The organism is Pseudorhodoplanes sp. (assembly GCA_032027085.1).
GTDB lineage: Bacteria > Pseudomonadota > Alphaproteobacteria > Rhizobiales > Xanthobacteraceae > Pseudorhodoplanes.
In genome coordinates this window covers 392,678-414,343 of record JAVSMS010000001.1, presented here as the reverse complement: position 1 = coordinate 414,343, position 21,666 = coordinate 392,678, and the positions used below count along the sequence as shown (strand labels likewise).

Annotated in this window: 19 protein-coding genes; 11 read left to right on the top strand and 8 right to left on the bottom strand. The window is 61.8% G+C overall.

The features are described 5' to 3' along the window. Positions 1-32 precede the first annotated feature (32 nt). Entirely contained in the window at positions 33-1,274 is a 1,242-nt protein-coding gene (locus RO009_02020; protein ID MDT3683804.1) for an NAD(P)/FAD-dependent oxidoreductase, read from the bottom strand. Between the two features lie 23 nt (positions 1,275-1,297). Further along, entirely contained in the window at positions 1,298-1,873 is a 576-nt protein-coding gene (locus tag RO009_02015) for an OsmC family protein (GenBank protein ID MDT3683803.1), read from the bottom strand. A 452-nt stretch (positions 1,874-2,325) separates the two neighbouring features. Between RO009_02015 and RO009_02010 the strand changes: the two genes are divergently transcribed. The 3 genes from RO009_02010 (at position 2,326) to RO009_02000 (ending at position 7,056) form a co-directional block, all read left to right on the top strand. Beyond that, complete coding sequence (locus RO009_02010) at positions 2,326-5,331, top strand: AAA family ATPase (protein MDT3683802.1); 3,006 nt, start codon at positions 2,326-2,328, stop codon at positions 5,329-5,331. Next, entirely contained in the window at positions 5,312-5,845 is a 534-nt protein-coding gene (locus RO009_02005; protein ID MDT3683801.1) for a hypothetical protein, read from the top strand. The genes RO009_02010 and RO009_02005 overlap by 20 nt, the downstream gene beginning before the upstream one ends. A gap of 356 nt (positions 5,846-6,201) precedes the next feature. Beyond that, positions 6,202-7,056 carry a universal stress protein gene (locus tag RO009_02000; protein ID MDT3683800.1) on the top strand — a complete coding sequence of 285 codons (855 nt, stop codon included), beginning with the start codon at positions 6,202-6,204 and terminating at the stop codon, positions 7,054-7,056. Positions 7,057-7,142: 86 nt separating this feature from the next. Here the strand turns inward: RO009_02000 and RO009_01995 are convergent, their stop codons facing one another. From RO009_01995 to RO009_01970, 6 genes are all read right to left on the bottom strand, one after another. Then, positions 7,143-7,391 carry a monovalent cation/H(+) antiporter subunit G gene (locus tag RO009_01995; GenBank protein MDT3683799.1) on the bottom strand — a complete coding sequence of 83 codons (249 nt, stop codon included), beginning with the start codon at positions 7,389-7,391 and terminating at the stop codon, positions 7,143-7,145. A 268-nt stretch (positions 7,392-7,659) separates the two neighbouring features. Further along, positions 7,660-8,949: a TRAP transporter large permease gene (locus tag RO009_01990; protein MDT3683798.1), complete on the bottom strand. Its 1,290-nt coding sequence runs from the start codon at positions 8,947-8,949 to the stop codon at positions 7,660-7,662. After that, the gene (locus RO009_01985) at positions 8,946-9,497 is read right to left on the bottom strand and encodes a TRAP transporter small permease (protein MDT3683797.1); all 552 of its coding nucleotides are present in this window, start codon (positions 9,495-9,497) and stop codon (positions 8,946-8,948) included. Before RO009_01985 ends, RO009_01990 begins: the two co-directional genes overlap by 4 nt. 84 nt (positions 9,498-9,581) lie before the next feature. Beyond that, positions 9,582-10,565, bottom strand: coding sequence for a TRAP transporter substrate-binding protein (locus tag RO009_01980; GenBank protein ID MDT3683796.1), 984 nt, complete (start codon positions 10,563-10,565; stop codon positions 9,582-9,584). A 529-nt stretch (positions 10,566-11,094) separates the two neighbouring features. Beyond that, on the bottom strand, positions 11,095-12,261 hold the full coding sequence (locus RO009_01975; protein ID MDT3683795.1) for an acyl-CoA dehydrogenase family protein: 1,167 nt from the start codon (positions 12,259-12,261) through the stop codon (positions 11,095-11,097). Then, positions 12,258-12,773, bottom strand: a complete 516-nt coding sequence (locus tag RO009_01970) for a MarR family transcriptional regulator (GenBank protein ID MDT3683794.1) — start codon at positions 12,771-12,773, stop codon at positions 12,258-12,260. Before RO009_01970 ends, RO009_01975 begins: the two co-directional genes overlap by 4 nt. A 78-nt stretch (positions 12,774-12,851) precedes the next feature. On the opposite strand from RO009_01970, the gene RO009_01965 reads away from it, so the two are divergent. The 8 genes from RO009_01965 to RO009_01930 are packed head-to-tail and all read left to right on the top strand — an operon-like array spanning position 12,852 to position 21,645. Further along, complete coding sequence (locus RO009_01965) at positions 12,852-13,619, top strand: SDR family NAD(P)-dependent oxidoreductase (protein ID MDT3683793.1); 768 nt, start codon at positions 12,852-12,854, stop codon at positions 13,617-13,619. A gap of 15 nt (positions 13,620-13,634) precedes the next feature. Next, entirely contained in the window at positions 13,635-14,417 is a 783-nt protein-coding gene (gene badI / locus RO009_01960) for a 2-ketocyclohexanecarboxyl-CoA hydrolase (GenBank protein ID MDT3683792.1), read from the top strand. Between the two features lie 39 nt (positions 14,418-14,456). Beyond that, complete coding sequence (locus RO009_01955) at positions 14,457-15,635, top strand: acyl-CoA dehydrogenase family protein (protein MDT3683791.1); 1,179 nt, start codon at positions 14,457-14,459, stop codon at positions 15,633-15,635. A gap of 32 nt (positions 15,636-15,667) precedes the next feature. After that, positions 15,668-16,438 carry an ABC transporter ATP-binding protein gene (locus RO009_01950; GenBank protein ID MDT3683790.1) on the top strand — a complete coding sequence of 257 codons (771 nt, stop codon included), beginning with the start codon at positions 15,668-15,670 and terminating at the stop codon, positions 16,436-16,438. Then, positions 16,425-18,395 carry an AMP-binding protein gene (locus RO009_01945; GenBank protein ID MDT3683789.1) on the top strand — a complete coding sequence of 657 codons (1,971 nt, stop codon included), beginning with the start codon at positions 16,425-16,427 and terminating at the stop codon, positions 18,393-18,395. The genes RO009_01950 and RO009_01945 overlap by 14 nt, the downstream gene beginning before the upstream one ends. Continuing rightward, entirely contained in the window at positions 18,392-19,291 is a 900-nt protein-coding gene (locus tag RO009_01940; protein MDT3683788.1) for a branched-chain amino acid ABC transporter permease, read from the top strand. The genes RO009_01945 and RO009_01940 overlap by 4 nt, the downstream gene beginning before the upstream one ends. A 1-nt stretch (position 19,292) precedes the next feature. Further along, positions 19,293-20,366, top strand: coding sequence for a branched-chain amino acid ABC transporter permease (locus RO009_01935; protein MDT3683787.1), 1,074 nt, complete (start codon positions 19,293-19,295; stop codon positions 20,364-20,366). 52 nt (positions 20,367-20,418) lie between these two features. Next, positions 20,419-21,645, top strand: coding sequence for an ABC transporter substrate-binding protein (locus RO009_01930; protein ID MDT3683786.1), 1,227 nt, complete (start codon positions 20,419-20,421; stop codon positions 21,643-21,645). The last annotated feature ends 21 nt before the right edge of the window (positions 21,646-21,666 follow it).

The window sequence follows — 21,666 nt, the reverse complement described above, 5'->3', positions numbered from 1 at the left end:
AGCGTGTTATCGGCCGTGTGAATTGAGGCCGCTCAGGCGGCTTGCCGCAGGGAGGCGCCGAGGAAGCGCGCCACGTGGCCTGCGATCTCCAGCGCATCCGTGCCGACGCCGCCGAAGAAATGGGAATCGCGCTTGCACTGGAAGCGGAAGCCAAGCGTGTAAAGGCCGGGCACGGCCGTGACGCCGCCGGTCTGACGGATTTCGCCATCCTGCCGCAGGACCGGCAGGTCAATCCAGGGAAAAGCCCGGCGGAAGCCCGTCGCCCAGATCACGGTGCGAATATTCTCGTTTCTGAGTGAAAGCATGTGCGGTGCGTCGTTGGCTGCGAGATCGACGCGCCGAAAATCGATGTTGCCGATATTCGTCGGCCGACCATCAAAACGGTCGATGGCGGCAAGGATGTGAGCCATCCGCTGATCGGCGGAGGTTACCGATTCCGCGAGATCGTCGCGGAAGAAGACGTGCCCGCCTTCGACGCCGTCGACCCGCCCGGCAAGCCGAATGCCCAGCGCCTGCATGAGCGGCAGGTCGCAATCGGAATGGTCCGGCCGGCCGGCGAGCTGTACGTTCGGTTGGCGGATTTCGGCATCGAGATCGGCCACTTCGCTTGCGCGTTGGCTGAACTTGCCGAGCCGCGAGAGCCACCAGAAAATGTCGTGCCCGCGCCAGCGGCGCGGCACGCGGGTATGCGCGCCCGATGAGAGTATCACTTTGCGTCCTGCCCGGCGCAGCTCCTCGGCGATCTGCAAGCCGGACGGAGATGAACCCACGACTAGCACGCCGCCGTCCGGGATCACGCCCGGCGAGCGGTACTGGGACGAATGGAGACTGGCGATGTCGACGGACAGCCGACCGGCGATCGAGGGTATGAAAGCGCGGTCGCAGTGACCGGTGGCGACCACGACCGCGCGTGCTCGCCATGCGCCATCCGGCGTTTGCAGGCGGAATGCGGAGCCGTCCGCCGCCAGCGACATAACCGGAGTCCGCTCGAATACGGGCGCGCCGAAACTGGCTGCGTAGCGCTCCAGGAATGCGATGGTTTCGTTGCGCGTCATGAAGCCATGCGGATCGGCGCCGTCATAAGGCTGCCAGGGCAGACCGTTGATCCAGTTCGGCGTCAGCATCCGCAAGGAATCCCACGCCGTGGTCCGCCAGCGTTCCGCGACCCGGCCGCGATCGAAGATCGCGTGGCCGATGCCAAGAACCGCGAGGCATCGGGACATGGCTAATCCAGCCTGTCCAGCGCCGATAATGGCGACGTCGATGAGCCGCATGACTTCCTTCTTTCCGAAACGATCTAGGCCGCCTTCACGCTGACGGTGACGGGAACGCCGTTGGTCAGCACGTCGAACACGGCCGAGCGGGAGCGGGACTGTTCCACGATCTTCCGGAGCGTCTCCGGCGGTGCATCGCCTTCGATTTCAAAATCCGCCCGGATGTTCTGGAACCCGTTGCGCACCTCGTCTGAGATGCCAAGGATTCCCCGAAGATCGATGTTGCCTTCGATCTTGGAGCGGACTTTCGTCAGCTTCACGCCGCGGGCCGCAGCGATATTGCCGATACCGGCCGTGATGCAGGTGGCGAGCGCGTGCAGGAGCCACTCGACCGGGGTCGGTGCATTGTCCGCGCCGCACAGAACGGCCGGATGATCGCCTTCGGCGGTGAAGGTCGCCTTGTGCGCCTGATCGCCGCCGGCGCCGTAGAAGGAGTACAGGGCGCTGCGGCTGTGGGTGCCGGCGATCCATTCATTCTCCGCCTTGAAACGGAATTTCGCCAGGTCGGGCTGTCCGGCAACAACGCCGATAGTGTTCAGAAGCGCGGGCGTATCCACGCCATTGAGCGGCGGGCGGGGCACCTTCGCGTGTGCATTCATGATTCATGCTCCTTGTGCGTTTAATGGGCTGGTTCGACTCTCATGAGCCGCTCGGCCTTGTGCGGGGGAAGCGTGTGAATGGGCATGAGAGCGCCCGTGGAAAGGAAGCGCTGGCCGCAATCCCTTCGCAGGCCGGCATTCGTTCGTCATTTGTTCGACGAGTTCAAAGCATCCGCGCGCAAGCGCAGCGGGCGCAGCGGAGGCCAGTTGCGAAAGCGCCGCGCCGCCGAGCATCAGCATGCCCGCGGCAAGCGCAATCTTCGTGGTCAGATTCATCGATTTATGCTCGTAAGAAGGTTCAAGGGAGGGGCGTCGAGGGTCCGTGACGCCGTCGTCCAACCGTGTGAACGGTGGTGGGAAAGCGCGTGGAAAGGGTAATGGCGGCATCCGAATTCTTGCCCGCGAGCCGCGCGCCTCCTAAAAGTGAAGCCGAAATCCGAAGGGATGCACGCATGCAGGCGAAGGCAGGCAAGCTCACATTGTGCCTTCTGGGAGAACTCGAAGTCCTGCGCGGAGACGCGCGTATCGAGCTTCCGCCATCGAGGAAATCGCGGGCGCTTCTTGCCTATCTCGTCGTAACGGCGCGGCCTCAGCGGCGCGACCGATTGTGTTCAATTTTCTGGGAAGTGCCCGACGATCCGCGCGGATCGTTACGGTGGAGTCTGAGCCGCCTGCGCGCGATTGTCGACGACAAGGCAGCGATACGGATTATCGCGGACCGCGACACGGTTGCTTTCGATGCGGCCCGTTGCGACGTCGATTTGCTGAACTTGCGCGCGCTCGATTTCGGACAATTGGGCGAAATTGAAACTGCCCGCCTAGTTGAGGCGGCGGACAGTTTCCGCGGCGAATTTCTGGAAGGTCTCGATCTTCCCAACAGCCACGATTTCCAGTCATGGTGTGTGGCGGAGCGGGAGGAACTGCATCGTTTGCACGCACGGATCCTGACGGAACTGCGCCTCCGGCATGAATCCGATGCTGAGGCAGCGTTATCCTATGTGCGGCGATTGGTTCATGCCGATCCGTTCAATGAAGAAGCGAGGATGGATTTTCTGCGCCTGCTCGCGGTCACGGGCCGGCGGCAGGAAGCCGAAAGCCAGTTCGAGGCCGCGGAGAGGCTGTTTCGCGAGCTGAGCGATGTCAGCGCAGATCGCTTGCGACGAAATTGGCGAACGATTCTCAAGGATTGCGAAAAGCAAGCCGCTGCGACCACTGCTTCGGCGATCGAGTGGGCCGCGCCGGCACAGCCGAGAAAGCCCGGCGTCTTGCCGTTCGTCGGCCGCAATGCGTCGCTGCGGCAAATGATCGATACGCTCAATCAGGCGGCCAACACGGGCGGCGCGAAAGTTGTTACATTGTTTGGAGAGCCGGGCATCGGCAAAAGCCGTCTGATCGTCGAACTGGCCAACTATGGCCGTAGCCGCGCCATCCGCGTGCTAGCGGGCCGCTGCTACGATTCCCGTCTGGGCGCTGCTTATGCGCCGTGGGTCGAGGCGCTCGGAGAATTACCGGCGACGGACACGGAACGTGATGCAGCTCTCGGGCGTCAGCGGCTGTTCGCTGCGATGGCCGCCAAAGTGTCCGGTGAAGAGCGCAGCCCCGCGCTCCTGATCTTCGAAGACATTCAATGGATGGATGAGACCTCGGCCGAGCTGCTTCGTTACGTCATGCGCGCATGCCAGGACGCGCCACTGATAGTCGTCCTGGCCGCGCGCGAAGGCGAATTGCCGGACAACCCGGCCGTCGAATCCTTGCTTCGAAATCTTTATCGGGAGCATGCTGTCGAGCATGTGCGTCTTGCTCCACTCAGTGCAGAAGACATCGAGCTGCTTGTACGCACCACGGGCCGCGAGAACGACGTGAGCCACATCGTCTCAATGAGCGGCGGAAATCCGCTCTATGCGCTGGAGCTTGCCCGCAGTCTAACAGAGCGGCCCGAGCTTCTGCCTCACTCCCTGAAAGAACTGGTGCGCGAGCGGCAAGAGCGTTTGCCTGCGGCGGCGGCGGATGTTCTTCGTTGGGCGAGCGTGCTCGGACCTGAGCCTGATGCCGCATTGCTTCAGAAACTTGTCGGATTCGAGCCGGAAGATTTCGTGAGCGCACTGGAAATTCTGGAGCGCCGGGAAATGCTCGCACCCGGCGGGAGCAGAAACTATTCCTTTAGCCATGAATTGGTTCGCCAGGCGATTTATACCGGCCTGTCGGAGCCGCGGCGTCGCCTGATGCATCTGAAGATCGCGAAGCTGATGCAAGAGGCGTCGTTCGGGCCGTTCGATATTGCCTATCATGCCTCCGCCGGCGGCGACGCCGGAATGGCGGCCAAGGCCTGCATCGAGGCGGCCCGGAACGCCCTTCGGTTTTTTGCTCATGCCGATGCGTTGCAGCTTGCCCGGCGCGGCCAGCATTACCTTGAGACGCTTGCGGACCCTGTACGCAGCGAGCGCCTGATCGAGATTGCCGAGATCGAATTGCGTGCTCGGCCGCTCCACGATATCGAAACCTTTTCCGCGCGACTTGAGCAGCTTGCGGGCACCGCGCTTGATTTTGGCCGCCCCGATTATGCTTGGCGTTGTTACAAGATGCTGGCGGACATCCGCTGGGAAAAGGGTGCCTGGTCGGACGCGCGGCACGACACGCTGCATGCCGAATTGCTGAGCCGCACGGCGAACGATGCCGAGCGAGTCACCGCGCTCGCCGAAGCCGCGCGATGCCTGGCAATGCTGGAGCGTGACCTCGATATGGCGGAAGCACTTGTGCTTGAGGCGCACGACCTCGGGCGGCGAGCGCAGACGAATTCGAACGCCATCGCTGACGCGAACGGGCTTCTCGCCTTCTACAAGGGACAGTTCGATGAAGCGCGGCAGCAGTTTCGGCATGCGCGCCTGCTGGCCCGGCAGCAGGGAGATCGTCTGAGCGAATTTCTTGCGCTCGAGCATCTGGCAATGATGGAAATTGAAAACGAGAGTTTCGACAGCGCTTTCGAGCTATGCGACGAGGTCTCTGACCTGGCTGGACGCATCCGGCCAGGTAGCGAGCAGCCTTTTGCTGCCGCGCTGCACGAATTGTGTCGTTATGCGCGCTCGCCGGCGGTTGGGCTCGATGCTTTCGAGCGGGTCTTGCAGGCATTGCGGGTCGCCGATTCCAAGCACCGATTGAGCTTTACCGCGGCGACGGCCGCACATCTTTTGCTCAAGCAGGGCGATGTCGAACAGGCGCGCCGACTTGCGCAGGAGGCGCTGGAAGCGTCGAGCGCGCTCAATCGGCCGAGTAGTCAGGCGCGTGCACTCTCAATTCTGATTGAGACCGCCGACGGTAACGATCAGGACAGGCAGTGCTGGATTGACCAGTTGAACGCACTCGCCGCTGGCGGCCTTGGAAAATGGGCGCTGGCGAGGGCACGAGGCGTCCTTGCTTCACAGATCGCCGAGGAAAGGTCTGATGGTCCCCGTCCTCTTTGAAACAGAATATGACAGCCCCAAGAGGATCTCGGATGTTCTCGCACAGGAGAAGGGCAGCCGCTGGTGTCTTGACCTGCACGGCTGCCGCCCTCTCATCCACGGAATTGCCGCCAACGGCATGTGCTCCCTTTGTCTGTTCGAGGCTCCGGACGCCGAGGCGCTGCGGGATACCCTGCGTCAACTCGGTGCGCCGGCAGCGATGAGCGCCTGGACTGCGGCTTCGGCCTATCGGAAAGACTTCACGCGCGCGGGATGGCCGTGGTCGGGCGGCCCTTTCGCCTTCTCACGGCATGACATCGCGGCGAAGGCAGAATATGACCGATTCCAGACGCTGGGCCGCGAGGACGGCTTTTGCATGGTAACGCACAATGTTCGCATTATCGGAGACTTCGTGTCGCTCGATAGGACAAGGGCGGCCCGGCTTTATCTGGCGCCCGATCTTGAGGCGATCCACTATGTCTGCAATCCCATTTCGGAATATGATGTGTTTGCAGGATTTGCGCACACCGATTGAGGATGCTGTCCTATCATAAACTCTAAATTGACGCTGTTAACGTCGTTCGCATAAATCGATTTTAGGATTTCGGTGCCTGGACAGTATTGGACTTTAGAAAGTCCTGAGCCTGCTCAATCTTCCGTTCAGAAATGGGCCGACACAATCGATCAATCGGCAGAGGTAAATCGATCGCGACAGCGAGGTTGATTTTGTTGAAGATGTGGGACGGTTCAAGTGGCCATGCGGCACTACTCATGCGATCGATTTCAGCCCGCTCACGTCGAAACACGCTTGAAGCAGGACGTTTTGCTCTCGCGCGAGCAGTCGCGGTGTTCCTATAATGCCAATTCCAGATAGCGGGGAGTAGGACGCCCATGCAGTTTCTCGCTGCGACTGACTTTTCCACTCGCTCGAACCGCGCCTTGCGCCAGGCCGGCTTGTTGGCGCAGTCCGGCGATGCCCAATTGCATGTCGTCCATGTGGTGGACGACGACCAACCAGAAGAGTTGATCCGCGTGGAGACGAGGGAGGCCGAACGAGTGCTCCGTGAGCAGGTGGCCTCAATGACGGAACTGCATGGCGTCGACGCTCGCCCCATGGTCACCACGGGCGATCCTTTCGACGGGATATTGCGGGCAGCAGCGGAGACTCAGGCTGATCTCATTGTCATGGGGGCCCATCGCAAGCAGCTGCTGCTCGACATTTTTGTTGGTACAACGATCGAGCGTGTGGTCCGCAATGGTTCCTTCCCAGTGCTCATGGTCAATCACGAGGCACAGCGGAAATATCAGAATGTCCTGGTTCCGACCGACATGTCGGAATCGTCGGCCCATGCGATCCGGGTCGGGCTGTCGATTGGATTGATTGGAGACAACCCCACCACGCTCCTTCATGCATTCCTGGCGCTGGCAAAGGGGAAGATGTTCGTCGCCGGCGCGGACCAAGATAGCATCGACAGCTACATTGGGAGCGAGCGCCAAGTGGCTATGAATCAATTGACGACGTTCCTGGTGGAAAACGATCTCAAGCGTAGAAGCTGGCTTCACCACGTGGAGGAGGGAGACGCCATGGAGGTTATTTCCCGGGCCGTTTCAGATTTGCGGCCCGATCTACTGGTAATGGGCACGCATGGGCGGTCTGGATTGCTCAAGGCCTTGATAGGGAGCGTCACAGAGCGCGCTCTGCGCTCGCTGAATGTGGATATCCTTGCGGTACCGCCAGCGCGATGATCAGGAAGACGTTCTCTCCGCTCAGCGCTGCAAGGTTTGGTCAGCTTCTGTCTTGTCGCGAAAGGCGGCGGCGCGGATGAGGACCATCAATGTGATGGGGGGGTTACCGTTACAAATGTGACGAGCAGCAATTCATGCAGGACAGGTCGGCTGCCTAGCGTCGAGAAGTAGACGCTCGATGCGGCCGCGATGCAGGTCGTGCCAAGCGTGGTCCCCAGCGTGGGCGCATGAGCCCGCTGATAGAAGTTTCGGAGCCGAAGCAATCCCAGGGAACTAATGAGTATGATTGCGGCGCCGCCGATCAGAAGCGCAGCCGTGAGGATTGCGGAGAGCATGGGCATGTTTGCTCCCACTCCTAAAATCCGAGAATGCGCGCTTCGGCGTTCAAAATACCCGACAGTCTTTCATCACTACGAGGTAATTCCCGTCTTTTTCGAGGCTGGCCCGGAGACTGACGAACAATGCACTGCCTGACGGCAGGGCTTCACAATGTAGGCCGCGATGGAGCGTGCCACCACACCAGATCGATGATCGCGCTGAGCGTGATCCGCTGCACGTTGTCAACGTGTAGGCGGTCAGTGCAGAAGCAGCGCGCGCCGCGGCCTAGCGGTAGAAGAAGTCGACCAGTCCCATCGCAGTGAACGGTACGTAGGTGACGAGCAGGAGGACCGCAAGCAGTGTCGCGATGAACCACACATTCACCTTCGTGACTTCCCAGATGTCTGCTTTTGCAATCGCGCAGGTCGCGATCAGCACGCTCGCCACCGGCGGCGTCTGCTGGCCGATGGCAAGATTCAGCGTCACGATGATGCCGAAGTGAACCGGATCGATGCCGATCGCGGTCACCAACGGCAGCACGATCGGTACGACCAAAATGATCGCCGCGGCCGAATGCAGAAACAGGCCGATCGCCAGGAAGAAGACATTGAGGATTGCAAGTACGGCGTATTTGTTCTGCGTGAAGGAGAGCATTGCCTCCGCGAGCGTCTGCGGCACGTGCTGCTCGGTCAAGTAAACGCCGAGCAAGGCTGAGGTCGCGATCAGCACCATTACCACGGCGGTCTGGACAGCCCCGTCGATGGCTGCGCGGTAGAGATGCGCGAAATCGAGGTCGCGGTGGATCACTCCCGCGACAAACAGTGCCGCCACCACGGCGAGCCCTGCGCCTTCCGTCGCCGTGACGAAGCCGCCGAAGATGCCGCCGAGGATGATGATCGGCAGCAGCAGCGCCCATGCCGAATCCTTGAAGGTCTCCCACACACGGCAGAGATTGAACTTATCCTCGACAGGCCAGCCCAGCTTGCGCGCGAGATAATAGGAAATCCCCATCATCGCGAATCCGCCGAGAAAGCCCGGAATGATGCCGGCCACGAATAGCTGCACGACCGAGACGTTTCCCATCACCGCATAGAGGATCATCGGGATCGACGGCGGGATGATGATGGCGAGGCTCGCCGACGAGGAGGTGACGGCAGCGGTGAATTCGCGCGAATAACCGCGCTTCATCATGGCCGGCATGATGATCGGGCCGGTTGCGGCGATGTCGGCTACTGCCGAGCCGGAAATTTCCGCGAAGAACATCGACTGCACGATATTCACGTGCGCCAGCCCGCCGCGGATGAAACCGACGAGGGCCATGCAGAAATCCATAAGCCGCCGTGTGATCGAAGACGAATTCATGATCGCGCCGGCCAGAATGAACATCGGGATGGCGAGCAGCGAGAAGCTCGTCGCGCCTTCGAACATGACGAGCGCGAGGTTCGGCAGCATGTGGGCGCCTTGCGTGATCACGATCGCGCCGATGGCCATCACGCCGAGCGCGATCGCAATAGGCACGTTGATCATGACGAGCATGACCAGTACGACGACCATGCCGAGGAGTGTGGCAGTCATCGCGTCGTCTCCCCGTTGGCCGCGGGGAGCGCACCAGCTTCCTCAAGCGCTTCCTTGACCTCCACATCCATCAGCGGTCCGCGCCGCGCTTCCGCAATCGCGTCGGGCAGGCGAAGGAGTTCGGCGATGACGAAGAGAGCCGAACCAATCGGAATGGCGGAGGACGCCCAGCTTTGCTGCACATCGGGCAAGGAAACCAAAGTGAGGCCGGAGATCACTTGCATTACGTGATAGCCGGCAATACCCAGCACCACGAAGAACCCGATGGAGATGAACGATGAGGCGAACGTCGCAATCACTCGCCATCGCGCGGATAGTGAGTTCACGAAGCCGGCAAAGCCGAGATGGGCACCGCGCAACGCCGCGAGCGCCGCAACGTAATAGGTGAGCCAGGCGAGCGAAATGGCGGCAACCTCATCGTACCAGACGAGAGCGTGCCCCATCCAGCGGAAGATAACGCCCGCCACGACGATCAGCGTGACCAGCACCATGAGGACGAAGGCGATCACCTCAAGCAGGCGATCGTAGTAGCGGCGGAAGGATTGCATTGCGGGTGCCCGGTGCGAAGCGGGTGGGGGCGAAATGATGAGCGCGCACCGGGCTCTTGCGAGCCCGGTGCGGAAATGCTCGGCTCAGGACCCGCCTTTGGCCAGGCTGAGCGACTTGTCGATCAGAGCCTGTCCGCCGGCTACTTGCTTGGAGAACTCCTCATAGATCGCCTTGCTGGCGTTTATGAATGCCGTCTTGTCGGCTTCGTTGACGCCGATACCGGACGTCTTCATTTTTGCGACGAGATCATTATCGAGTTTTTCGGCGAGTTTCAGAACATCAGCCTCGACCTCCTTGGCGGTGTCGGCGAGGATCTTCTGCACATCCGCCGGCAGCCGCGACCAGCTCGCGCCGGCGGTGACGTATGCAGGCGTGTAGACGTGGCCGGTCATCGACAAATACTTCTGCACTTCCTGAAACTTCTGCGAGTAGATTTGGGTCAGCGGATTCTCCTGCCCGTCCATCACGCCGGTCTGCAGCGCCACAAACACTTCCTTAAGCTCCATTGGGCTCGGCTGTGCGCCGTAAGCCTGGAACATCTTCACGCGCCAGACGCCGCCCGGTACGCGCAGCTTGATGCCCTGCAGGTCTTCCGGCTTCACGATCGGTTTCTTGTTATTGGTGATGTGCCTATAGCCGTTCTCCCACACGCCGATAATCCTGTAGCCCTGCTTTTCGGCGATCGGGGCGAGTGTCGGACGAATCACACCCTCCGCGATGCGGGCGGCATGGCCGCGATTCTGCACCAGATAGGGCATCTCAAACACGCCGAATTCCGGTGCGACCGATGTCATCACCGTGGATGGCAGCGCGAGATCGGCGGTGCCGAGTTTCAGCTTCTTCAGCAACTCGCCATCGCTGCCGAGTTGGCTCGAGCCGTAGACCACGACCTTGGCCTTGTTACCCAGTTTGGCATTGGCATGCTGGGCGAACAGCTCTGCCGATTGAGCGAACAGCGAGCCGGGCGCGCCGACATGGCCGAACTTGATCTCGGTCTGGGCCAATGCGGAACCGGCTGAAAACAACAGAGCCGCAGTGATGGTCAGCAAAAATTTGGATAGCGACATGTTTGTCCTCCCGACGAGGCCTGCGCGATATCCCGGCGGGACGCGACGGCCCGTTTTTGCTTGGTGTCAAGAATGCAAAGATCGGGCGGGCAAGGCAAGCGGACACGGAATATATGGCTGCTATCCATGCGGCACTGCAGCATCAGCAACCTTGCTTCGGATCGCAAAGTGGCGCCGATAACGGGCATTGAGCCGCGGAGCCATCGTCCTCCCAACTGAAATTGTTTGTGGCGATATCGCGCTTTGAAACGGTCCGGCTCTGCTCTCTGAAATCGTCGAATTCGCGAATTCGAAAACGGAATACAGCAGTCCGTATACGCTACCCAACCGTCAGTGCGGCGCTTCCCCTGCGGTCAGCGTCTCACTAGAGGAATTCGGCGGATCATGACCGTCATTTCGGTCGGCGCCCTGCGACGCTCGCATTCGCCGTTGGAGTTTGTGACGCGAGAATGGCAACGACCGCTCTCTGCTCACTGCGGTCTGGAAACCGGCTTTCTGGTCGCCTTGTCCCTTGGAAGAACAGTTGGAGTTATTGCAATTGGGACTGTGCGTCTCGGATCATATTGCGTGCGATAACAAGCTGCTGGATTTGTGAGGTTCCCTCGTAGATGCGGAACAGGCGTACGTCGCGATAGAAGCGCTCGACCGCATAATCTGCCATATAACCGGCGCCGCCGTGAATCTGAACGGCGCGGTCGGCGACTCGCCCGACCATCTCCGAACAAAACAATTTGCAGCAGGCCGCATCGGTGGCAACGTTGAGGCCGTCGTCCTTCTTGCGGGCCGTCTCCAGCACCATCGATCGTCCGGCGAGAGCTTCCGTCTTACTGTCTGCAAGCATCGCCTGCACAAGCTGAAACTCCGCGATTGGTTGGCCAAACTGCTTTCGCTCCATCGCGTAGCGTAGCGCGTCCTCAATCAGCCGTTCGGCGGCGCCGACGCAAACGGCCGAGATGTGCAGGCGCCCGCGGTCGAGCACCTTCATGGCGGTCTTGAAGCCTTCGCCCTCGCGACCTCCGAGCAGCGCGTCGGCCGCCACGCGGCAGTCTTCCATGATTACGTCGCAAGTCATTGCGCCCTTCTGACCCATCTTGCGGTCGGGCTTGCCGAAACGCAGTCCCGGTGCGCCGCGCTCGACCAGAAACGCTGAGACGCCGCCGGCTCCTTTGATGTCAGGATTGCTGCGCGCGAACACTGTGAGGAGGCCGGCGTGCGGCGCATTGGTGATGAAACGCTTGGTGCCGTTTAGGATCCAGCCGCCATCGGCGCTGCGCCGTGCTGTGGTGCGCAGGCTGGCGGCGTCCGAGCCTGCGTCCGGCTCGGTGAGCGCGAACGAGCCGACGATCTCGCCTGTAGCCATGCGCGGCAGATATTTCTGCTTTTGCTCGGGCGTGCCGCTTATGATCAGGCCCTGGCTGCCGATGCCGTTGTTGCTGCCAATGACGGAGCGGAAGGCGGGTGATGTGCGGCCGAGAACCAGCGCGATCTCGACTTCCTCCTCCATGGTGAGGCCGAGACCGCCGAACTCCTCAGGAATGGAAAGCCCGAACAGGCCGAGTTCCCGCATCTCCACGACAATCTCCGGCGGCACGCGATCATTCTCGGCGACATCCGCTTCGCATGGCACCAGGCGCTCGCGCACGAAGCGTGAAATCTGGTCGACGAGGGCCTGAAGGGTGGCGGCATCACGGATCATGGGGCAGTCGGCTCGGATGAGAGGGTTTGCAGGCGCGACTTCAGCCGATCGAGCAGCCGGTACAGCAGCAGTGTTTCTTCGGTCGTGAAGTCGACGAGAGCTCTTTCGTAATAGCCGCTGATGTTCATCAGCATGTGCGCCCAGATGTCGGTACCGCTGGGGGTCAGGCAAATGCGGCGGACGCGGCCGTCCTCGGCAATGCGGGTACGCTCGATGAGCCCTTGGCCCTGCAGCCGGTTGAGCACGGCGGTCAGGTTCTGCCGGCTCAATAGCAGGAACTCGATCAGTTCCTTCACCGTCATCCCCCGGTCGCGCACGGAGGGGCGCGAAAGAGCGCCCAGCACCGCCCATTGCTGGGTGGTGGTCTCAAACTCGGCCACTGACCGAGAGCCGGTCTTATGCATCAGGTTGGACGCCTGATATAGCCGGAAAAACAAGCGGTTAGCGATCTCGAAGCGGACCGTTTGGTCGTCTTTCGCGGATGTCGCCTGTGCTTGGGTCGGAAGGGCCATATCGATATATCAATGTATTGCCTTATCTAAAAATGTATCATAGCGTTGACATATCTACCAGTGCAGAAAGGACGTTTCGTGCGGGGTTTGGGCGGGAAAGTTGTCGTGGTGACGGGTGGTGGCGGGGGAATCGGCACAGCCGCCTCGCAGCGGTTCGCGGAGGAGGGCGCCAAGGTCGCGGTCTTCGATATCGACGGTGCTACGGCCGGACGGACGGCAGAGCAAATCTCTTCCGGCGGGGGTAAGGCACAGGCATTTCCCTGCGACATCACCGACTACGCCGGTTGCCAGAGTGCAATCCGCGCCGCTGAAGCCGCGCTCGGCCCAGTCGATGTGCTGGTGAATAATGCCGGCTGGGACGTGTTCCGGCCCTTCGCCGAGACCACGCCGGCGGATTGGCAAAAGATCATCGCGATCAATCTGACCGGCATGCTCAACATGCACCAGGCTGTGCTGCCGGGTATGGCCGAGCGCAAGCGCGGCCGCATCGTCAATGTTTCGTCGGATGCTGCGCGCGTCGGCTCTTCGGGCGAAGCGGTCTACGCCGCCTGCAAGGCTGGCATGATCGGCTTCTCCAAGACGATCGCCCGCGAGCATGCCCGTCACAACATCAACGTCAACGTAGTCTGCCCGGGCATCGTGCAGACGCAGCTCTACGCCGACTACAAAAAGGGTGCGCGCAATCCGGAGAAGCTCGACGAGGCCTTCCGCCGCGCTATCCCGCTCGGCCGTCTTGGTGAGCCGTCCGATCTGCCCGGCGCCATCTGCTTCCTCGCCAGTGATGACGCCGCCTTCATCACCGGTCAGGTGATCAGCGTCTCCGGCGGCCTGACCATGGCCGGCTAACGAAGAACAAAATCCATGACCTACGAAGACATTCTGTTCGAAAATCGCGACAGCGTCGCACATATCACGATCAACCGACCCCAGGTGATGAACGCCTTCCGCGGGCGTACATGCGAAGAGCTGATCCACGCCTTCAACCAAGCCGGTTGGGACAAGTCGGTCGGTGTCATCGTGCTCGGGGGCGCCGGCGACAAGGCCTTCTGCACCGGCGGCGACCAGTCAGCGCACGAAGGGCAATATGACGGACGCGGCATGATCGGCCTGCCGGTCGAAGATCTGCAGACTATCATCCGGGACGTTCCAAAGCCCGTGATCGCCCGCGTGCAGGGCTACGCCATTGGCGGCGGCAACGTACTATGCACGGTGTGCGACTTCACCATCGCCTCGGAGAAAGCGGTATTCGGTCAGGTCGGTCCCAAAGTCGGCTCAGTCGATCCGGGTTTCGGCACCGCATATCTCGCCCGCGTGGTGGGCGAGAAGAAGGCGCGCGAGATCTGGTATCTGTGCCGCCGTTACACTGCGCAGGAAGCGCTCGCGATGGGGTTGGTCAACAAGGTCGTTCCGCACGAGGAGCTCGATGCGGAGATCAGCCGCTGGTGCGCCGACATCATGGAGCGCAGTCCGACCGCGATCGCCATCGCCAAGCGCTCGTTCAATGCCGACACCGAGAACATCCGCGGCATCAGCGCCATGGGGATGCAGGCGCTCAGCCTCTACTACCAGAGCGAGGAATCCAAGGAGGGCGTGCGCGCCTTCACTGAAAAGCGTAAGCCGGACTTCCGCCGCTACGCGAAATAGTTTTTTTGGTTTCGGGTCTTCTGTTCGGAGTGGCGGTTCGTGTCTCTGATTCTCACTGACGAGCAACGTGCGTTCCAGGAAGTCGCGCAACGCTTTGCGCGCGAAAAACTTAAGCCGTACTATCAGGTTCGTGAACGCGAGAGTGTGATCAACCGTTCGCTCATGCGCGAAATGGGCGAACTTGGCCTCATCGCGCCGGATCTCCCCGAGGCATATGGCGGGCTTGGCGCCCCGAGCGAAACGACCGGCATCATCATCGAAGCGCTGGCGTATGGCGATTTCAACATTGCATATGTGCAATTGCTCGGATCGTTGATTGGCCAGATCATCAACCGTCACGCTTCGCCCGAGGTGGCGGCTGAATGGCTGCCGCGCATTATTGCCGGCGAAAGCCTGCTGGCCATTGCCTTGACCGAACCGCGCGGCGGCTCGGACGCCGGCAATCTTGCGCTGTCCGCACGCCGTACCGATAAGGGATATGTGCTAAACGGCGAGAAGAGTTCGATAAGCGTCGCCGATCAGGCCGATGCCACGCTGGTCTTCGCTCGCACCGGTCGGGTCGAAGACGGGCCACACGGAGTTAGCGCCTTCCTGGTGCCGATGAATGCCTCAGGTGTGCGCACGAGCCGCTTTGACGATCTGGGCAGCAAGGTGGTCGGTCGTGGCTCGATCTTTTTCGATGATGTCGAGGTGCCGCAGAGCCACCGGTTGGCCGGTGAGGGCGCCGGCTTCGTCCAGGTCATGCAGGGATTCGATTTCAGTCGCGCGCTGATCGGCCTGCAATGCATCGCCGCGGCGCAGGCCTCGCTCGACGAATCCTGGGCCTATGCCTGTGAGCGCAAAAGCTTCGGCGTGCCGCTATCGCAGCATCAGGGCGTCACATTCCCGCTCGCGGAATTCGAGACCATGGCCGCCGCCGTGCGCCAGCTCTGCTACCACACGCTGCGACTGCGTGACGCCGGTCTGCCGCATACGACGGAAGCCGCGATGTGCAAGTGGCTGGGGCCGAAAACGGCGGTCGATATTATCCACCAATGCCTGCTCACGCACGGCCACTATGGCTGGTCGCTCGACCTGCCGCATCAGCAGCGCCTGCGCGACGTCATGGGCCTGGAGATCGGTGACGGCACGGCGCAGATCATGAAACTGATCATTGCGCGCGAACGCACAAAGCAATTCGCACGGTCGGCGGGACGAACGCCGGAGGCCACGCCGTGACCGTCCCTGCCGGGCAGAAGACGAAGGATACGATGCTGGAAGCAAACGGCATCACGCTGTCCTTCGGCGGCGTGAACGCATTGCGCGGCGTCGATCTGATTGTCCGGCGCGGTGACCTCTTGTCTATCATCGGACCGAACGGCGCCGGCAAGACATCGTTCCTCAACTGCATCTCCGGTCGCTACCGGCCGACCGCCGGCACGATCGCGTTCGAAGGCCAACCAATCGACCGCCGTTCGACGGCAGCGCGCGCCGGGCTCGGGATCGCCCGCACCTTCCAGAACCTTGCGCTGTTCGCGCACATGAGCGTGCTCGACAACATCATGGTCGGCCGCCACCACCTCTTGAAGTGCGGCTTCCTGCGCGGCGGCCTCTACTGGCTGGGGGGCGCGCAACGCGAAGAGCTGACACATCGCAGGCGTGTCGAGGAGATCATCGAACTTCTGGAGATCGAGCAGATCCGCCACGCAACCGCCGGTACCTTATCCTACGGCATGCGCAAACGCGTCGAATTGGCGCGCGCGCTTGCGGTCGAGCCCAAGCTCTTGCTGCTCGATGAGCCGATGGCGGGCATGAACCTCGAAGAAAAAGACGACATGGCCCGCTACATCATCGAAATCAACCGCGAGTGGGGTGTGACCGTCATTATGATTGAGCACGATATGGGCGTGGTCATGGATTTGTCCGATCGCGTCGCCGTGCTCAATTACGGGGAAAAGATCGCCGACGACATCCCCGAGCGGGTCTCGGCCGATCCGCAGGTGCGCGCCGCTTACCTGGGCGAGGACGATGCCGCGGCATGACCTCCCACCTGTTCCCTTCGGGGGACAATTGCCGGACGAACTGGCGACCTGTCCGCGCCTGATGCGCCACCATGAGCGCAAGCACGCCGATGAGCCGGCGCTGCGCGAGAAAGCGTTTGGCATTTGGCAGGAAACGACCTGGGGCCAGGCGTTCGAGCGCACACGCGCAATCGCGCTAGGACTGCGCGGGCTCGGCATCGGCGAGGGCGACGTGGTCGCTTTCGTCGGCCAGAATCGGCCCGACCTCTTGTTCACCGAGATCGCCAGCCACGCAGTCAGCGCGCTCAGCCTCGGCATCTACAAGGATTCACTGCGCGACGAGATCGGCTATCTGGTGGGCCACGCCGGCGTGCGTGTCATCGTCGTCGAGGACGAGGAGCAGGTCGACAAGCTCCTGGATCTCGGTGACGCCATCCCCACGCTAAAACATATCGTCTATTGTGATCCGCGCGGCATGCTCAAGCACGACGATCCGCGCCTGATGCCGATGTCGGACTTGGTCGCGCAGGGCGGCACCATTCATGACCGGGAACCAGGTTTGTTCGACCGGCTGGTCGACGCGACTCGCCCGGACGCGCCCGCCATCCTGTGCACGACGTCGGGCACGACTTCGCACCCCAAGATCGCGGTGCTCAAGAGCGGGCCTTTCCTGCGTCATGGCATGAGCTATCTCGAGGTTGATCCGAAAGGCCCAAACGACGATTACGTGTCGGTACTGCCGCTGCCGTGGATCGGCGAGCAGGTCAACGCGGTGGCGCATTTTCTTCTGTCGCGCATCCGTCTGAACTTCGTGGAGGACGAGGACACTACCTCCAATGACATGCGCGAGATCGGGCCGAACTGCCTGTTGTTTGCGCCGCGTGTCTGGGAGGCGATGGCCGCCGACATCAAGGCGCGAATGATCGAATCCACGCCGCTCAAGCGTTTCCTCTACGCCCAGGCGTTCCGGCTGTCCGAGCGCGCGCTCGATCGCGGACGGCGCTCGCTGATCGGCGACTTCCTGCTCGGGCGCGCGCTGCGCGACCGGCTCGGTCTCTCCTACATGCGCTCGGCCGCGACCGGCGGCGCGCCGCTCGGGCCCGACGTGTTCCGATTCTTCCGCGCCATCGGTGTGCCGCTGCGCCAGGTCTATGGGCAGACCGAGATGGTGGGCGTCTATTGTGCGCACCGCTTCGACGACGTTGATTTCGACACCGTGGGCATGCCGTTCCGCGACGTCGAGATCAGAATCGACCAACCGGACCGCAACGGTCTCGGCGAGGTGGTGGTGCGCCATCCCGGCATGTTCGCCGGCTACTACCGCAACGAAGAAGCTACCAAAGCCGACGTGCGCGACGGCTGGATGCATACTGGCGACGCGGGCTACCTCAACACGCGCGGCCACCTGATCGTGCTCGACCGCATGCGCGACCTCGCCAAGCTTTCCAACGGCAACCGCTTCGCCCCACAATACCTGGAGAACCGGCTCAAGTTCTCGCCCTACGTCGGCGAATGCGTGGTGCTCGGCCAGGACCGCGATCAGGTCACCGCCATGATCTGCATCCGCTACAGTATCGTGTCGAAGTGGGCAGAGGGGCGCCGCATCTCCTTCACCACCTATTCCGACTTGAGCGCGCGGCCGGAAGTGCGCGAACTGATCCGCAAGGAGGTCGCCGCCATCAACGACGTCTTGCCGGAAAGCCAGCGTATCGGCAGGTTCCTGCTGCTCTACAAGGAACTCGACGCCGACGACGGCGAACTCACCCGTACCCGCAAGCTCAGGCGCGGCACGATCAACGAGCGCTACGCCGACCTGATCGAGGCGCTCTACAGCGACAAGTGCGAAGTCGACGTCGACACCACCATCACCTTGCAGGACGGCCGCCGCCAGCGCATCCGCACCAATATCGCGATCGAGACGTTGATCGAGCCTTCCGCGGCGGCCACCGGGCGGGAGCGCACGGAGGCCGTAGCATGAGCATCCGTCTCGATCTTTTGGCGCTGTTCCTGGTCAACGGCCTCATTGTCGGCATCCTCTACGGTCTCGTCGCAATGTCCTTCGTGCTCATTTACAAGGCCTCGCGCGTCGTCAATTTCGCGCAAGGCGAACTTTTGCTGGTCGGTGCCTGGGTGTGCTGGGCGAGCGTCACTCAGCTCGGCTTGCCATTTCCCTTCGCGTTTCTGGTCACCCTCGTCTTCACCGGCGTGCTCGGCGTACTCATCCAACTCGTGACGCTTCGCCCGCTCATCGGCGAACCGCTGATCTCGATGATCATGGTCACCGTCGGCTTGTCAGTGTTCTTTCAGGCGATCCTGAAGTGGATCTTTGGCGTGGCGCCGCAGTCGTTCCCGCAGGTGCTGACCGGCAAGCGCATCAATTTCCTCGGGCTTGAGGTCGAGCTCGCCTATCTCGGCAGCGCCGGCTTTGCGCTTCTGCTGCTCGCCGGCTTCGCCTTCTTCTTTAAGTATTCCAAGCTCGGCCTCGGCATGCGCGCCACCGCTTTCAATCAGCAGGTGGCGAGTTCGCTGGGCGTCTCGGTGCGTCAGGTGTTCGCGGTGTCTTGGGCCATCTCCGCGATCGTGTCGGCCATGGCCGGTATCGTCATCGGCCTGGTCAACGGCGTGAGCGCGGGCCTTGCCGCCTTCGGCATCAAGGTGTTTCCGGCCGTCATCCTCGGCGGTCTCGACTCGATTCTCGGCGCCGTAGTCGGCGGCATCATCATCGGGCTCCTGGAGAACGTCGCGGAATTCCTCGACGGCCAGGTGCTGCACTGGGGCAATCTTTACACCATTGTTCCCTTCTACGTGCTCGTCATCATCCTGATGATCAAGCCCTACGGCTTGTTCGGCACGCGCGACATCGAGAGGCTGTGAAATGGCAAGCTTCTCGCAACGCCCCTGCGGCGACTTCCGCGTCAGCTATGCGGCCGACACCACCATCTTTCCGACGCGCGCTTCGGCCTACGCCTGTGCCGCCGGCCTCCTCGTGCTGGCCTGCGCGCCGCTGGTGCTGAACAACTACATTCTCTCGCTGCTCATCTATATCGGTATTTACGGCATCGCCGCACTCGGTCTGAATCTGCTGACCGGCTGTACCGGGCAGATTTCGCTCGGCCACGCCGCCTTCTTCGGGCTCGGCGCCTTCGCCTCCGCTTATCTCAACAACAACCTCGGCGTGCCGGTGCTGTTGGCGATGCCGCTCGCCGCGTTGCTGTCGACGGTGGTCGGCCTGATTGTTGGCATTCCGGCCGCGCGCATCCGCGGGCTTTATCTCGCGATCGCAACGCTTGCCTCGCAGTACATCCTCGAGGACTTCTTCGCACGCGCCGAATGGTTCACAGGCGGAGCGGCCGGTGCCTTCGCCAAGCCGCCGGTGCTGTTCGGGCTGACCATCTCCGGCGAGCGCGCCTACTTCTATCTCGTGCTTGTGTGCCTGATCGCCGTCTATATCTTCGCGGCCAATCTGCTGCGCACGCGCGACGGCCGCGCCTTCATCGCCATTCGCGATCACTATCTCAGCGCCGAAGTGATGGGGATCAACCTCACGCGCTACCGCATTCTCGCTTTCGCAGTGTCGACTTTCTATGCCGGGCTCGCCGGCGCGCTGCTCGCGCACTATGTGAGCTTCGTTTCCTCAGAGTCGATCAACATTCTGTTGTCGGTACAGTTCTTCGCCATGATCATCATCGGTGGGATGGGCTCCGTGATGGGCTCGCTAATGGGCGCCGCCTTCATGGTGCTGATGCCGGAAGGACTCGAGACGCTGGTGCTCATGCTCAAGACCACGAGCTGGGGCAACATTCCGCAGATCATGAACGGCGTCGCTTTCGCCAAGGAGGCCGCGGTCGGCCTAATGATCGTGCTGTTTCTGATCTTCGAGCCGGAAGGGCTCGTGCATCGCTGGCGGCTGATCAAGAGCTACTGGAAGCTTTACCCCTTCGCGCACTAGGTCGGCTGGGTGCACGAGGGTTCGGATGATGCCGATCGAGGGAGGAGTAACAATGAAGGCGAAATACGCGCTGTTGAGTGCCGTCGCGAGCTTGGTGCTCGCAAGCGGACCGAGCGGGGCCCAGGAAATATTCATGGGCATCCTCGACGACACGACCGGTCCTACCGCGCAGCTCGGCGTCGAGTTCGCGGCGGCCAAGGGCGACGCGATCGATTGGATCAACGCGAACGGTGGCATTAACGGCAAGAAGATCAGGCGGGACGCAGTCGACTATAGCTACAAGGCCCCGCAAGCGATCACGACCTACAAGCGCTGGATGTCCGGTGCAACCAAGCCGGTCATCATCTACGGGTACGGCACGGCCGACACTGAGGCGCTAAGCGGCTTCGTCAACGAAGACAAGATCCCGTTCCTGTCGCACTCGTTCTCTGCCAAGATCACCGATCCGACCGGCAAAAGCGGCAACGTCCCGAAGGCGACACCGTACAACTTCTTCCACGGTCCGAGCTACTCGGATGGCTGCCGCGCGGTGGTCACCTGGGCGCGCGACGACTGGAAAAAGAAGGGCGGAGCCGGCAAGCCCAAGTTCGTGTTCATGGGCGACAATCACCCGTTCCCGAACTCGCCGAAGGAAGCCTGTTTGCAGGCGGCGGGTGAACTCGGTTTTGAGGTGCTGCCGGCTATCCAGTACAGCCTGCGGCCCGGCGACTTCAAGGCGCAGTGCCTGACCTTGCGCGAATCGGGCGCGCACTACGCCTTCCTTGCGAACACCGGCGACGGCAACGTCGCGCTGCTGAAATCCTGCTCGACAGTGGATGTGAAGACCCGCTTCCTGACCAACATCTGGGGCTTCTCTGAGATCGTGATGAACGCGGTTGGCGAGGCGGCCAACGGCGTGGTGATGCCGCTGCACGTCAAACCTTGGGGCACCAACGCGCCGGGCATGAAGATCATCAACGACATCGCCAAGGGCAAGCCGCGCAGCACCTACTACATCGCGGCGGTGTGTACCGTGTTCTACGCGAAGGAGGCGATGGAGTGGGCCGACAAGAACGGCGGCATCACGTCCGAGAATATCCGCAAAGGCATGACCCAGAAGAAGGACTGGGTGCCGGCCGCGCTTGCGGGCATGTGCGCACCCGCGACCTGGACCGCCGATGACCACCGCAGCGTGGTCAACGTCGAGGTGGTCGAGGGCCGCATCAAGGACGGCAAGCCCGGCTGGAACTCGCTCGCCACCATCGACGTCGGCCGCGACGCCAAGTGGTGGGGCAAGTAAGCGCCTGATACCAAGCGACGG